Source organism: Lysinibacillus sp. C5.1, assembly GCF_016350185.1.
Lineage (GTDB): Bacteria > Bacillota > Bacilli > Bacillales_A > Planococcaceae > Lysinibacillus > Lysinibacillus sphaericus.
In genome coordinates this window covers 1705398-1719758 of record NZ_CP066226.1, presented here as the reverse complement: position 1 = coordinate 1719758, position 14361 = coordinate 1705398, and the positions used below count along the sequence as shown (strand labels likewise).

The window sequence follows — 14361 nt, the reverse complement described above, 5'->3', positions numbered from 1 at the left end:
GTCCTGTGCAAAAATAAGAGAGTACAGCCTTATTTGAGGTCTTTTCTCACTCATCCACCAAACGGAACATATGTTTGTTTATTTTCACTGTATTCTGTATAATAAAACAGAAATGGTGCTAAGAGGAGAAATTTGGATGTATTGGGGATGATGTTTTAATGACATTTGCAGTGGCGGGAAGGAACATTGCCAGTATGCCAAATTAGAATAAGATATTTTATAGGAGCATGCTACACTTACTATCCATAAAAAAAATTCCCTTCACGGTTTCGTTTTTTGTTCTCCACTCCCCTGAATTACACTAAAACTAGAGGTAGGTGCATAGATGATTCACTTAACAAACCGCCAGGCACGACAATTTCTGTTGTTGAAACATGGACTTTTGGACGACTATAAATTTAGCGGGAAACGGGGTGTAATGGACTTTACTCGACAAGTTGGTTGTATTCAATACGACCCTATCGATGTTTGCGGAAAAAATGCCGAATTGGTGTTACAGTCCCGAATCAAAGAATTTACTAAAGAAATGCTCGCCGATTTGCTGTATGAAGAAAGAAGCCTTGTCGATTATCCCGACAAGAACCTCGCTATTATGCCTATTGAGGACTGGCCGTATTTTGAACGCTATAGGGAAGCCGCCCGACAACATGCCAAACGCTATCCCGAAATGGAAGCGTTGACAACGCTAGTACGGGCTCATATCCAAAATCATGGTGCACTAAGTTCAGATGATTTAAAATTGGATGGAGATTTCTCTTGGCAATCAGCCATTCACTGGAGTAGCGGAAACAATCCATCTCGCTCAGTACTGGAACAGATGTATTCAACGGGTGAGTTGATTATCCATCATAAAAAGGGAAGCCGTAAATATTACGATTTAGCCAAGAAGTACATAAAGCCAACTCTGCTGACTGCATCAGAGCCCCTAGTTGATGAACTTGCGCATTATAAGTGGCGGGTACTACGTCGAATCGGCTCGGTCGGTCTCTTATGGAATCGTGCGTCAGATGCATGGTTGAATATTTGGGGGTTGAAAGCAGCACAACGCAAAGAGGTTTTTAGCCAGCTATTGCAGGAAGATCGTATTGTTGCCGTTACTGTGGATCAAATGAAGGATATGCTGTATTGCCTTGCGGAGGATTTACCGCTTATTGAAGTGGTTTTGCAAAATCCAGAACCAAAATGGCGTTGCGAGCTGATTGCGCCGCTCGATAATTTCCTTTGGGATAGAAAACTGATTACCGCATTATTTAACTTTGATTATACGTGGGAGATTTACACACCTGCAAGCAAACGAAAATTCGGCTACTATGTGCTCCCCCTCGTATATGGCGAACGCTTCATTGGACGAGCTGAGATTATCGCGGAGCGAAAAACTAACACACTCGTTGTTAAAAACATCTGGTACGAGAACAGTGTGAAGCAAACAACTCAATTGCGTACAGCTTTAAACAGCTGTCTCAAAAAATTTGCTACCTTTAACGGGTGTGAGACTATTTCGGTAGAGTCTTTGAACGAATAGCCATAATTTTTTACCATATAGGCGATATAACATACTTAATCTCTCCACTAGTATCATCATATAATTGTTACAGAGTTGGATGCCCAAAGTAAAAACGGCAGTTCTGAAAGATTCAAAACTGCCGTTTAGGTCTATAGCTATTCGCTACATTTTAAAATTAATTCATATCATCACGCAGTGCATCGACGATATTTTCTTTTTTAATTATGCGAAGTGCGTACATTGTTGTAATAAATATGACAAGGAATACCCCCAGTACACTAATGCCCATACTGCTCCAAGGGAATGTGAATGCAACTTCCGCTCCACCGATAAACATCCCTTTATAGATTAGCCAAGCTAAAATACCTGAAATAGGGAGTCCAAATAGTAATGTTTGGAACCCATAAAGAACACATTCAAAGCGCATCATCTTATTGAAATCACGATTGGACATACCAACTGAGCGAAGCATTGCAAGCTCTCGTCTACGTAATCGAATATTCGTAGAAATGGTGTTAAACACATTGGCGATTGCAATAAGTGACATCATTATGACGAAAACAATGGTGAACAAATCAATGATGAAGATAATATTGCGGTTCTGGTCAAATATTTCATTGGCATTGTATATCGAATATTCGTATGAGGTTTCTTCCGATTCGATTATTTTTTTCATTTCATCAACTGACTGCGATGCATCCTTTGATAGGAACGTTAAGCCCCAATCCATCGGAACATCAGCTAGTGCCCATGTATCGATTAATTGATATGGTGCAACAATCATAAACGTGTACGGTCTTACTTCAGACGGTAACTTTGGTAATGGATCGACAGGATACGTATCGACAAATGTAATCGTTACATTTCGCTCTTCATTTAAGATTGCGCTAGTATTTACGTTTGGTGTAATATCTAAATTCATCGACTGTTTTGTAAACATATCTATTATGTTGTCTTTTTCCGATGCAGTAGCCGTTTTATTTTTCACTTTGGCAACGGCAATGACTTTCGCATTTTCCCCTGTATATTCAGCTATATCTAAACCTAAGCTTTTAATAAAATCTAGGTAAACACTATCCTCTAAAAACTGCATGTCTAGCGGTACATCAATCGTCTTATCGAGCTCAACATAACCTGCTGCTTGACGGTAGTCTGCTGAGAAATCATGTAAGTTAATTTTACTTGCATATTCCATCATGGATTGATAAGAGCCTTTATAAACCCCATCTACATTTTGTAGTTTGTCAAATAGCTGAAATGAATCGTTTTCTTTCATGTTCTCACTAAAGAACATAATATCGTAATCCGTATTGACAACGGATGACTCTGCAGCCTGCTGGAGCGTTGTTTTAAATGCGCTAGACGATACAAACATAACTACACTTAATATAAGTGATAGGACGATACTGCGATATCGTCTTTTGTTTCGTTTAAAGTTTTTAAGCGCAAGTGTGCGTTCTAAGCCGTAAATACGCTCCATCCATTTAGACGTATTAATGGCTTTTGATTCCACTTTAATTTCATTTGTTTGACGAATACAAGCCATAACTGGAGTATTAGCAGCTTTGCGTGCTGGGATATAAGCTGAAATTAAAATGGTCATCAAACTAATAACGACTGTGGCGATTATGATAGGTATTGAAACGGTCAAAGTTAATGGTACATTATCATAGGCAATATTTTCAAAATTTTTCGACACAAGAGAAAGAACACCTTTGATACTTGGGATGCCAACTAGCACACCGATTGGTATACCAACAGCACCAATACATAGTCCTTCAAATAATACAGAATTTCGCAATTGTTTTGCCGTTGCACCTACTGACATCAGAATTCCATATTGTCGCATACGTTCGTTTAACGAAATGGAAAAGGCATTGTATATAAGGAAAACTGAACCGAGCATAATTAAGGCAACTAACATGCCACCAATTGAGTAGAGGAGACGATTAAATAGTTTATCATTTGACAGACCCATAAATCGTAACACGTTGTCATTTGTAACAAATTGATGTTCAGTTGCGAATTCATCTGCATAATCATGCACTTTACGAGGACTTTTCATTTTAATAAAGGTACTAAAGCTACTCGCTTTTTTCATAGCATCAGTTGTTGTAATTAATGTATAACCAGGTGCCCTTACCTCTTCGAATCCAGGTCGTTTGAATGTCCCAACGACTGTATAGTGTTTCTTACGCTCAGCTACAAAGCTTTCTGGATTAGTTGAAAGATAAGGGTCATATTGTGAGAGCTGTTTATCCTCGCTTATACGTCTTCCAACATTCAATGCAAGGGTATTACCTACAGAAATCGTCACGCCCCCATTTTCCTTAAGGTGCGAAGGAATGAGAATTTCCGTGTTATTTTTAGGGTATCGACCAGCAGTAAGTGTTATTGGTAAATGGGCATACGTGTCTTGGTCAAAGCCAGCAATAAAGAGATACGGCTTGTTGACGTTTTTACCTCCCTCCAGTTTGGCATAACCAATGTTTTCAAAGGTAATGGTATTGGCTATTCGATTATCTTCATTTTGTTGTTCGATAAATGTAGCGTCAACATCAGAAAATCCAACGTGCCAATCGCCGTATTTTATTATCGAGCCATTAATCATATAGTTTTGTAGGGAGGTCGCAAAGGTCGTAACGCCTGTAATCATCGCTGCAGATAAAATAACGCCAATAATGGTCACAATCGTTCGCGTGCGGTTTTTTAGTAAACTTTGCAAGGCGACTTTATTGAAAATATTCATTATCTTGCCACCCGTTTCTCATCTCGAATGACTTTGCCATCAGACATGGAAATAATCCGATCCGCTTGTAAGGCGATATTTTCATCGTGCGTGACTACAATCAGCGTTTGCTGATATTTTTCGTGGCTGGATTTTAACAAACGCATAATTTCATGCCCATTTTTGCTATCTAAACTACCTGTAGGTTCGTCAGCTAACATCACGGCTGGCGCGTTCATCAGTGCACGTCCAATCGCAACGCGTTGCTGCTGACCACCTGATAGTTGATTTGGTAAATGGGTTTTTCGGTCTTCGAGGCCAAGTAAGTTTAATAAGTCCATTAATCGTTCTTCATTCACTTTACGTCGATCCATCAAAATCGGTAATGTAATATTTTCTACGACATTTAACGTAGGAATAAGGTTATGAAATTGATAAATCAGACCAACTTCTCGACGACGGAAAATTGCCAGTTTTTCATGATTTTGAGCATACACATCTTGTCCGTTCAAGTAAATTTTTCCGCTTGTCGGTACATCTACGCCAGCTATTGCATGTAGTAATGTCGATTTACCTGAGCCAGATGAACCGATAATGGCAGTAAATTCCCCTTTTTCTATCGTAAGTGAAACATTGTCCAATGCTGTCACTTGATTTTCACCTTGCCCATATGTTTTGTATAAGTTTTCAATTTTTAAAAACTCCATTATGTGAGCCTCCTTTTGTGCTGTACCCTTATAATAGAATTTTTAACTTACATCCTCGTGACTCTAAAGTGAGAGATTCGTCACTTTGGGAAACGAATAGAAAAAATTGCGCCACCTTGCGGATGATTTTTGGCACTAATAGTTCCCCCTTGGCGCGTAATAATGGTTTTGCAAAGCGCTAGGCCAATGCCATATCCTGTCGTGCTCGTATTTTTCCCACGGTAAAATCGTTCAAATAAGTAGGGCACATCTTCTTTTTTAAAACCTGGTCCACTATCATGCAAGGTGATTTCTGTATACAGTATATTTTCCTGACAAACAATTTGAATCGTCCCGTTATTGCCTATACTCTCTATGCAATTTTTTAAAATGTTTTGAATGGCCTCTAAAAGCCAACCGAAATCTCCATGAATAACTAGTCTGTCCGCTGTATTCACTTGAGGTGTAATATTATGTAAATCCATCGACATAAGAAATGGATGAAGCGAATCCTTTATTAAGGTTGTGACATCCAATGGTTTCATTTTGAAATTTACAATATCTGCATCTAAACGTGATAATTTTAACAGAGAGGTTAATAGCCAATCCATTTGTACAAATAATTTTTGAATATCCCATAGCAACGTTTTACGCTCATGTTCCTCTGGATTGTTTTTCAGTAAAGATACAATCAAATTCGCTGAAGTTAGTGGTGTACGTAGTTGGTGTGCAATATCGGCTAGTGAATCAGCTAGATATATTTTCTCTTTTTTCAGTGCTTCATTTTGTTCTCGTATGCGAAGCGTCATTTTAGTAATTTCATTTTGTAAAATAGACAGTTCGCCTTCTTCTGCATTACCAATAAACAAATGATCTGTATTATGCAGCACTAAATTTATTTGCTCTGAAATTTGTGTAATCCTTTGATAATGCGCTTTTGTAAATAGGAAAAATAAGGTACCAAATGTAGCACAAGTAGAAAGTATTAATAGGCCAGCTACGGGCTGAATAGTAAAGCCTAAAATGGCGGTAATGATTGTGATGCCGGTAAATAAAAGTGTAAATTGTCGAATCTCCCTATTCCGCAACATAGCTAGCTCCTAGTCGGTATCCTGTACCACGAACAGTTAAAATATATCGCGGGTTGCCAGGATCTGTCTCAATTTTTTCTCTTAAGCGTTTAATATAGACAGTTAGAGTATTGTTGGTTACAAATTCGCCTGATGCATCCCATAATTCGTCCAATAGCCTGTCGCGCGTGATAATACTTTTAGGGTTATTTATAAACACTAATAATAATCGGTATTCAAGCGCAGAAAGAAAAACTTCTTGCCCATACTTTTTGACTACGCCACTCAATGGATCAACATGAAGGTCCCCCATTTCAAAGACAACTGGAGAATGGCCGTTTTTTCGTAATGCTGTTCCAATTCGAGCAATCAATTCGCGTGGACGAAAAGGTTTAGTAACATAGTCATCAGCCCCTATGTTCAGCCCCGTTACAACACTGCCTTCATCGCCAGAAGCTGTTAGAAAGATTACTGGAATGTTCTGAGTTTGCTTGATATCCGTACAGACTGCAAAGCCGTTGCCATCAGGAAGTGAAATATCAAGCAATGCCAAGTCATATTTCTGCGCAGCAAGCATGAGTATGGCTTCTTTTTGCGTCGCAGCATGGGTGATGGTAAATCCTTCAGAGCGGAGTAAAAGAGCGAGGTTTTTCGCAATTTCCAAATCGTCTTCAACTAAAAATATATGTTTCATTTATTATCACCAACCTTTATTAGCATATTTTGTATTTTTAATATATAGATTTTCTGTTTTAATCGGACCATAATCCATACTTCAACACCTCTGAAATTGATTTCAAGAGAAATCATACCATGTATCTCAATGATTCCGTACAGACTATAAAGTTTTTACATTCAATTAAGCTATGGTACCTGTCACACACTTTTCATGGATTACGTCGCACTTATGCAACGTTTCGATTAAAATAGACAATGATTGGAACTGTGAAGTGTTGAAACGAACCTATCCAATAAAGGCGCCAAGTGTGCCGAAATCGGGTCCGTTTACTTTAGGAAAAGAGGTTGAATATGGCGAAACAACATTGTTGTGAGTATATGGATTACCATGCAAATTTCAAATGTGACATGCATATCGAACCATTTGATTGTCCTGACAAAATAATCATTTTTTCGGATAAAGATAATACATACGGTTTGATTATTCATGATGGTGGTTCTTCAAGTATAGCAATTGAATTCTGTCCATGGTGTGGTTCAAAATTATAGTTAGTTGTTGGTGCATGTGTTTATCGAATACATGAATAGTAGAATCAGATACTGAAATTGTATTGAGGGAGAGTTATAAATGAAAAAAATTAGAGCAATATTTATTGGCGATGTCAGATTTGACCAATGTCCAGTGTTTGAACTTAATGTTGAAACAAATTATTTTGAAATGCTGATTGATAAAGAACTTAGATATGAAAAAGAAGTTGTAGAAGAAGATAATGATTTTTTAGTTTTTGAAATAGAAAACGATGTCGCAACATTGATTAAATAAAATTATGGCATTTCACAATGGTGAATATAATTTTCGAAAAAACGTTGCGAATATAAATATGAATAATCTATACCTTCACTCGAGTCTAGCATGTTTAACTAACGATTTTGATAGCGGTTTTGGACTTCCTCACGTCTTGTAAATATTAGATGTTTGGGGTAGTTCCCAACGTAAATACAAAAACCAATATTAGTTATATTAAGTAAATAATGTTATATTTAAATCATAAGTAATTGAATACTATGCATGAAGGTGCTCCACACACAAGCCTGCTTAATTAATAAACTTATTGATTTAAAGGGGGTTACATTTTTGAACAAAAATATATTAGGCGTTTTATCAGTTTTGACAGTAGCAATAAGTATCATTTTTTTCTTTATCATCAGAGGACCTAACGCAAACTTAACTTTGGGTATAAATGTGTTTACAGTGCTTTCTGTACTAGGCATTATCTTTGCTATCTTATCTAAAAAACTATGGTTTATTATTACAGGAATCTTGTTAAATGGTGCCGTGTTAGTATTTGTTTATTTTCTGTTGCTTGCAGTAGGAATTAGTGAACCATAAAAAAATAAACGTCAAGAAAATGGCGTGATTGTTGTATATCCTCGTTCCTGATTCGGCTAACGTGTGCTTAAATTTTAAGGATTTATAACATTTACATAAATAAACCTACTAACGTTCCCAAATACTGTTACGTTAGTAGGTTTATAATGAATATAAAATGGTTTTAGGAGTTACTTATTTATATCTTTCGAAATGGAATAAAACTAAAGACGATTTGCGTTCAAGAATGGATTTTCAGTTCATTCATAATAGATGTGCGCATGACTGGCTGGCAGAGCCGTCATGACTTTGATACTCTCTATTCTCGCTAGCTTGGGAGAACTTCCGTTGAATTCAACTCACATTACTTTAAGTTCATTGCTTCCTCTTCTTTTAAAATCGTTCAGAACCCAAACTTCCCTCTTTTTATTCCAATCGGCAAGTAATACGATAAATTGTTTGTAATCATTCCACCTATGCGTAAACCAATTGCGCTTGGCTTTCCGCTAATTAAAAAGCTACCAACCAATATGTCTCCTGTTTGTTTGCCTTTTTCACTGTGAAATGTTGTTTTTGGTTGCTCGATATATTGCTGATACACCTTTGTATAGTGATGATAAGATTTTTGTGCATCCGCCTTTAGTAAATGTCCATCTGCTTCATAAATCTCTATCGTATCCCCTTCACGACCGAATACAGGTTTTTTTACATAGCGCAGCCCTTTGTCCATAAAAGGGCTTTCTTCTAAATAGGTAGGTAACAAATAATCGGCAATCCACTCATGCTCTTCAGCAGAAAAAAATTCATTTCCTTCCTCGTGCAAGCCCCAAATGACAGCTTGTACTGCTTTGTTTTGTAGTAAAAAAGCAGAGGGTGGGTTGATAATCGTTAACAAATTTTGTTCAACTAACTCTAATAGCCACAAGCCGATTTTATTTTGTGCTTCATCCTCGTCTAGAATTAAATTTTCAATCGGAAACGTTTGACGATACAGGATATCGATTTGCTTCCCGTCCTCATCAAATAACCCGACACCTCTTTGAATTTGTAATTGATGCAACGGCGTAAATTTGGCTCCAGATATAAATTGCATTAAGTAAAGCGTTGTATAGTAGTCTTCTATATTTTGTTCATGCGCAGTAAAGACGATATGTGTTTTTGGAGAACATTTATTTTGTTTAACGCTTTCCTGAATCAAATCTTTTAAAACCTGCTCCGCTTCAGCATTCGGATTTTCCATTGCGAACGCATGACAAATGCGTTCGTTGACAAAAAATAATTCCTTAATAAACGTCGGTGTATCTGCATTCATTTCAATACATTTATAGCTACCGTTATGTGGAATAAAGTCAAAGCGCGCAATTACGCTTTCAACCTCCATCGTTTTTAAACGGAGAAAATGGAGCGTTTCTTCTGGATAACCCATTTCAAGTAATGTCTCATTGGATACGTTGCGTAATAAATGAGCCGTTTTAAAAAAAATTTTACCCGTTCGTTCCGTTGCTAACCGAATCTTTTCAACTTCTTCCTCTGTTATTTCATACATATCATAAAGGGCATATTCCTCGTCATATAAATCTGCCCAAAACTGTTCAATTTGCGTATAAAACTGTTGGCGCTCGCTTTTATACATGAAACCATTCAGCTCACTTTCAATTCCGTTACATAAATCACATAAACGCCACGGTCCTCATCAATTTCAGTAGAAGTAACAAGCATTTGTCCGATATTAGGAATATCTACAACATTCTTTAATAAATAGCGAATAACTTCAGTATGTGTCTCACAAGGGATACGTAAGAGCAATGGATAATTTTCACGTTCATTTGGACTTCTAAATTCGATATGTATGCCTCGTTCACGAAAGCTTCGCTCATCCTCACCTGATAAATTACGGCCCATCTCTCTTAATACAAGCACTTCCACATTCCCTTCCATCTCATTCGATATAAGCTCATATTGTATACCTTGCATGATAAAATATGTACAAAGCTGTCGCGCATAAAATTCATCTAGGCCAACTTTGGGTTCCATATATTCAAAAAACGGCTCAAAATATCCATTTCCTTTATCAATATAATAAATTAACTCCTTCAGAGCTACCCCTCCTCAAACTAATATGATAAACATTTCGCAACAATCCAACCAACTGCTAATGATAACGATAATAAAATTGTTCCAACTGCTCGATTATCTTCTTCAATTGCTTTTTGAATGCTAAAACGAATCGTTATTAGTTCTGCTATGAAAAACACAACGACTTGCGCTACAATGCCGATTGCACCCCAGATGACCATATCAAATAATGAAATCGAATACTCTACAGCCGCCCCTAATACGATGGCTAAGCCGATTACTTTACCACCTAATAGCATCGCAGCACTTACATTTTTTTGCGCAATTAATTGGAACTCTTTAATTTTTGGTGTACTTAGCGTAAATAGCAACATACCGATTACTAATAAACTAATGGATACACCTAGATATGATAAAAAATTTAAATACACATTCATATTTTTCGCCCTCTCTTATCCTCCGAAACTTTTTAATCCACTGCCAAACCCTGAGCTGGATCGCCCTGCTTTAGAGCTGGTACTGCTTTTATAATTTTTGTAGTCGCTGCTACTCTTTAACGCTGACTTGGTATTATAATAGCTTCCCCCGTAATAGTAGGCTCCATAATGCCCTGAACGACTTTCATCACATTGCCATACGCCCTCTTCCTCTGACCAATCCCAGTCATTACAGCTTTCATCTGTTGGCTTTGATGGTAAGCTACTTGTTGATGTGTCACAACCAGCTAAGCTTAACGTTAAGGCTGTTGCTGATATACCAACCATCATTTTTTTCGTTTTCTCCATTTCTATGAGCCTCCACTTCCTTTCCTACTTTAACGTACGAAAGAAGAACGAGAAAAGATTCAAAAAATTTAACATCGTATAAATCTTGGAAAAAAGTGAAACTGCAATCATCGGAAAATTCACTAGTATAGGTTTTTTTGCAATGTTAACTATCTTTGTGATTTTTCCCATGAAAAAAAGACCGCAAATGACGGTCTTTTTACTAAACATTCAAATCTCTTTTTTTATAATAAACATAGGTTATAACCAAAAATGATAGAATCAATATTAGGGAGATTACGACAAAGCTTATATCTAACCCACCGCCATACATTACATTTTTCGCTTCAAAATATTTAAATGGTGTAAAATATCTTATTCCTTTTATACTCTCATTCAGATCAATAATCATTGATAACACATACATAAGTAAGAGGATTCCAGTAGCCACTGATGCAGACGTTTTTGGTTTCTTCATTACAGCAGCAATCGCACTGCCAATAACCATAAACAACACCTGCAAAATGAACATTGCTACCATTAAGATAGCGATTTCACCATTTACCGCTTCGCCATCGCTGTATTTCCCTAAAAGAATAATAGACGAAACGAATGTTGCGAGATTGAAGATCACAATATTTATCAACGCAGCCAATAGCTTGGCTGTAATAACTTTACTTCTAGATACTGGTTTAACGAATAAAAACTCAGATGTTTTATCTCGCTCTTCTTTGGCAATAATGGTCGCTCCGAGCATGACTGCATGAATAGTTGCCATTAACACTAAATAGAGAAAAAGCATACCATAGTAGCCGCTAGCTTTCGTTAAATCCAAATCATTGAAACCGAATACAGCCCGTAGCGATTTTGGCATATCTGCCATCAATTTATTTATCGATTGGCCCGATGACGAATACGCTTCATATTTAGTCATTCCTGATGCCACCATCAGGAAAACACCGATGCTCCAAAATATGAGTGATTTTCGATGAGACTTCAATTCTTTTAAAAATATATTCATTACCGAACCCCTCCATTTCGCTTTCTACAAGCAAAGCTAACATTTTTAAACCGCATGGATATCCTTCTTACTATAGACAACATAACTAGTTGCAATTGCAAGAATAATAATCATTGCACCAGCAATTAAAAATGTTGTTTCATAGCTGGAATGTTTCATGATATAAGCAGTGTCGAAGTATTTAAACGGCGAAAAATAACGTTTCACTTCATCACCAGTCGTATCGCTGAACATTCCGACAAAGTAGAAAGCAAAGACGGTAGCTAGCGAGACGGTCAGCACAGATTTGATTTTTTGGACAGTAACCGAAATGATTATTCCTAAGGATAGAAATATCAGCTGAATAAAGAATATTGTAAGTGAAAGCAGCAAGAAAATTTTTAAGCTAAAATCATCCGTCTGAACTTGTAATGCCACAAAGCTAGCGGCAGCGAAATAAAAGATATTCGTCACGACAATCGAAACGAAGGCTGCTAATAACTTAGCTGTCAAGATTTTTGTACGGGTAACAGGCTTCGTTAGCAAAAAGTCCGCTGTTTTTTCACGGACTTCCTTATTGATAATGGACGTGCCGAGATTCATCGCCTGGATTGCTGCGCAAAGAGTAATAAACGATAACGGGAAACTATAGAATCCTAAAATAGTAAAAAAATTTTCTTGATTAAACCCCATTGCATTTCTGATCGCCTCTGGATAGTTTTCAACGATTTTCATAAAACCATTTGCATCTTCAGCAAATGTAGAATACATTGACATAAAAATAATCATAATGGCAATTAACGATAGCGACCAAATAATTGTAGACTTTCGATACGTTTTCAATTCATGTATCAAGATATTCATTAATGCTTAGACCTCCTTCTCATAATAATGTAAAAAGATCTCCTCAAGGTCTGGTTCTTCAATCCACAAATTCGTAATTTCAATGTCAGCGATTTTTTTCATCACCGTATTAATATTACCTTTAAATAAAAAGCTAGTTACGTTATTGTGAATATCTAATTTATTGACCCCATCGATTTGGAAGTAATTTTTGTCTAGAGGTGCATCCGTCTCAACTTTAAACTTTTTATAGTTATTCTCTTGTAACGTACTAATCTTTTCTACCGTTACAATTTTACCTTCTTTAATGATGGCAACACGATTACATAATCTTTGAACCTCACTGAGGATGTGCGACGAAAATAAGATCGTAGCACCTTTTTTATTCTCTTCCTCTAATAATTCAAAGAATTTTTGTTGCATTAATGGGTCAAGCCCGCTTGTCGGTTCATCTAAAATAATGAGTTTTGGCTCATGGAGGAGCCCTTGAACAATCCCGACCTTCTTCTTATTTCCTAAAGATAGGTCATCGATTTTTTTATTCAGATCCAAGTCCATCATTTTTGCTAACTCTTTCATTCTCTTACTGCAATCTTTTTTATAAAAGCTAGCTGAGTATTTTAATAGGTCCTTTACTTTCATATTGTCATAGTAAAAGATTTCTGATGGTAAATAGCCGATCTCCTTTTTTATTTCGGGTGCAAATTGAATGCAGTCCTTGCCAAAAATCGTGGCGCTGCCGCTCGTTGGGTAAATAAGCGATAATAATGTGCGAATTGTTGTCGACTTTCCAGCACCATTAGGTCCAATAAATCCGAAAATTTCACCCTGTTCAACGTTAAAACTAACATCAGCTATTCCCCTTGCTTTGCCGTAAGTCTTCGTTAGATTTTTAATTTCTATTACGTTCATTGATAATACCTCCCTTTTTCTTCTCAAACAGTTTCGCATTATGACTAATAGGATTGGATTACTGTCTTATTCGTAAGTCAGCTCACAGTCAACAACGATATTTCTCTTTTCACTTTATATATACATACATTAGTATTTTTGTAAATTACAACTTGCAACATTCATTTTCTCTAAATGGAATCTATAATAAAAGGGGTGTTAATATGAATAAAAGACTTTTGTTTTTAAGGTTGAGGTAAAATAAAAATTACAACTACTAATTTTAAGTATTTGCTGTTAGGGAGAGGTCACGAGGTAGCTCTTTATATAGGGGTGCTGTTGAAGTAAGCTTACTGTTAAGCCTAGAAGCTTGTTCTCTAAAATCATAAAAAAGTCAGATCACTGTGACTATCCGAGTTTTTTGTGAAATGACCTTTATTAGTAAGGTTCACCTTCTACTTTTATTACTTAAAGGTATATACTGATTTTCCACATTAGGGGGTAAATTCGTGAAATTGAAATGCAAGTGTTTGCTATCTATCGTCTTATGTTTGAGTATATTGAGTGGATGTAGTAATGAGAATCGTTCTAACGGGACATACGTTTCTTTTGCTAGAAAAGAAAATTTATCAGACGCGTTACGAAAATCGTTATTCGAACAATTAAAAGAAAATGATATAGAATATATAATAGATACTGAAGGTTCCGTGTATGTAAGTGAAAAAGATATCAATAAAGCTGTTTCGTGTTGT

General features: G+C 36.6%; 15 protein-coding genes. 4 read left to right on the top strand and 11 right to left on the bottom strand.

Annotation, left to right across the window (positions count from 1 at the left end; translation table 11 throughout):
- Window positions 1-325 precede the first annotated feature (325 nt).
- Entirely contained in the window at window positions 326-1522 is a 1197-nt protein-coding gene (locus I5435_RS08070) for a winged helix-turn-helix domain-containing protein (protein ID WP_025219132.1), read from the top strand.
- A gap of 157 nt (window positions 1523-1679) precedes the next feature.
- On the opposite strand, the gene I5435_RS08065 is transcribed toward I5435_RS08070, so the two are convergent.
- The 4 genes from I5435_RS08065 to I5435_RS08050 all read right to left on the bottom strand — a co-directional run bounded on the left by I5435_RS08065 (window position 1680) and on the right by I5435_RS08050 (window position 6682).
- Entirely contained in the window at window positions 1680-4253 is a 2574-nt protein-coding gene (locus I5435_RS08065) for an ABC transporter permease (protein WP_337983570.1), read from the bottom strand.
- Entirely contained in the window at window positions 4253-4939 is a 687-nt protein-coding gene (locus I5435_RS08060; RefSeq protein ID WP_024363325.1) for an ABC transporter ATP-binding protein, read from the bottom strand. Before I5435_RS08060 ends, I5435_RS08065 begins: the two co-directional genes overlap by 1 nt.
- A gap of 80 nt (window positions 4940-5019) precedes the next feature.
- The gene (locus tag I5435_RS08055; protein WP_337983569.1) at window positions 5020-6009 is read right to left on the bottom strand and encodes a sensor histidine kinase; all 990 of its coding nucleotides are present in this window, start codon (window positions 6007-6009) and stop codon (window positions 5020-5022) included.
- A complete protein-coding gene (locus I5435_RS08050) occupies window positions 5996-6682 on the bottom strand; it encodes a response regulator transcription factor (RefSeq protein WP_337983568.1) in 687 nt (228 codons plus the stop codon). Before I5435_RS08050 ends, I5435_RS08055 begins: the two co-directional genes overlap by 14 nt.
- Window positions 6683-7017: 335 nt before the next feature.
- On the opposite strand from I5435_RS08050, the gene I5435_RS08045 reads away from it, so the two are divergent.
- The 3 genes from I5435_RS08045 to I5435_RS08035 all read left to right on the top strand — a co-directional run bounded on the left by I5435_RS08045 (window position 7018) and on the right by I5435_RS08035 (window position 8056).
- Window positions 7018-7215 (top strand): DUF6980 family protein, encoded by a 198-nt coding sequence (locus I5435_RS08045; RefSeq protein WP_025219127.1) that lies wholly within the window; start codon window positions 7018-7020, stop codon window positions 7213-7215.
- Between the two features lie 79 nt (window positions 7216-7294).
- Complete coding sequence (locus I5435_RS08040) at window positions 7295-7489, top strand: hypothetical protein (protein WP_024363321.1); 195 nt, start codon at window positions 7295-7297, stop codon at window positions 7487-7489.
- A gap of 312 nt (window positions 7490-7801) precedes the next feature.
- The gene (locus I5435_RS08035; protein ID WP_025219126.1) at window positions 7802-8056 is read left to right on the top strand and encodes a hypothetical protein; all 255 of its coding nucleotides are present in this window, start codon (window positions 7802-7804) and stop codon (window positions 8054-8056) included.
- Window positions 8057-8438: 382 nt separating this feature from the next.
- On the opposite strand, the gene I5435_RS08030 is transcribed toward I5435_RS08035, so the two are convergent.
- From I5435_RS08030 to I5435_RS08000, 7 genes are all read right to left on the bottom strand, one after another.
- The gene (locus tag I5435_RS08030; protein ID WP_337983567.1) at window positions 8439-9668 is read right to left on the bottom strand and encodes a glutathionylspermidine synthase family protein; all 1230 of its coding nucleotides are present in this window, start codon (window positions 9666-9668) and stop codon (window positions 8439-8441) included.
- 8 nt (window positions 9669-9676) lie between these two features.
- Window positions 9677-10069 (bottom strand): RNA helicase, encoded by a 393-nt coding sequence (locus tag I5435_RS08025; protein WP_227665424.1) that lies wholly within the window; start codon window positions 10067-10069, stop codon window positions 9677-9679.
- A gap of 80 nt (window positions 10070-10149) precedes the next feature.
- Window positions 10150-10548, bottom strand: a complete 399-nt coding sequence (locus I5435_RS08020; RefSeq protein ID WP_025219123.1) for a DUF350 domain-containing protein — start codon at window positions 10546-10548, stop codon at window positions 10150-10152.
- A 15-nt stretch (window positions 10549-10563) separates the two neighbouring features.
- Window positions 10564-10896 carry a hypothetical protein gene (locus I5435_RS08015; protein WP_024363316.1) on the bottom strand — a complete coding sequence of 111 codons (333 nt, stop codon included), beginning with the start codon at window positions 10894-10896 and terminating at the stop codon, window positions 10564-10566.
- A 202-nt stretch (window positions 10897-11098) separates the two neighbouring features.
- Window positions 11099-11896, bottom strand: a complete 798-nt coding sequence (locus I5435_RS08010; protein WP_337983566.1) for a DUF2705 family protein — start codon at window positions 11894-11896, stop codon at window positions 11099-11101.
- Window positions 11897-11941: 45 nt separating this feature from the next.
- Window positions 11942-12739 (bottom strand): ABC transporter permease subunit, encoded by a 798-nt coding sequence (locus I5435_RS08005; protein ID WP_337983565.1) that lies wholly within the window; start codon window positions 12737-12739, stop codon window positions 11942-11944.
- 6 nt (window positions 12740-12745) lie between these two features.
- Complete coding sequence (locus I5435_RS08000) at window positions 12746-13630, bottom strand: ABC transporter ATP-binding protein (protein ID WP_024363313.1); 885 nt, start codon at window positions 13628-13630, stop codon at window positions 12746-12748.
- Between the last annotated feature and the right edge of the window lie 731 nt (window positions 13631-14361).